Source organism: Streptomyces hazeniae (assembly GCF_031845485.1).
Classification (GTDB): domain Bacteria; phylum Actinomycetota; class Actinomycetes; order Streptomycetales; family Streptomycetaceae; genus Streptomyces; species Streptomyces hazeniae.
This window is the reverse complement of sequence record NZ_JAVREQ010000213.1, coordinates 1-429: the sequence shown is the minus strand read 5'-3', so window position 1 is coordinate 429 and position 429 is coordinate 1. Positions and strand designations below refer to the sequence as shown.

2 protein-coding genes are annotated in these 429 nt (G+C 68.3%); both read left to right on the top strand.

The window, feature by feature from the left end:
- On the top strand, positions 1-117 hold a 117-nt coding region (locus RM572_RS29385; RefSeq protein WP_311676387.1), incomplete at its 5' end, for a 3-hydroxyacyl-CoA dehydrogenase family protein.
- Positions 118-142: 25 nt separating this feature from the next.
- Positions 143-424 carry an acyl carrier protein gene (locus RM572_RS29380; protein WP_311676386.1) on the top strand — a complete coding sequence of 94 codons (282 nt, stop codon included), beginning with the start codon at positions 143-145 and terminating at the stop codon, positions 422-424.
- Positions 425-429: the final 5 nt, after the last annotated feature.

Here is a 429-nt window from a genome sequence, read left to right as displayed (position 1 = left end):
GTGCTCCACGAACGCACCGGCGACGACGGCTGCCGCCCCACCGGACTGCTGCTCCAACTGGTCCTGGAAGGGCGGCTGGGCCGCAAGTCCGGGCGCGGCTTCTACGACTACACCTGATGAACACCCCGACGAGGAGACTGCCATGACCACAGCGAACACGCCCAACACCCACGACCTGGAGAAGGAACTGCTGGAGTTCCTGGAAGAGCGCACCGGAACCGCCTGGGACGCCGACACCGACCTGGTCGACGCCGGCGGCCTGTCGTCCCTGTTCGCCATGCAGGTGGTGGTGCACCTGGAGAAGACCTACGCCATCGCCGTACGCGGGGCGGACCTGCGGCTGGACAACTTCAGTACCGTACGGCGGATGGCCGAGCTGGTGGACAGGCTCCGGGTGCCAGCCGCCGGAGGCCGGCATGGGTGAGGACC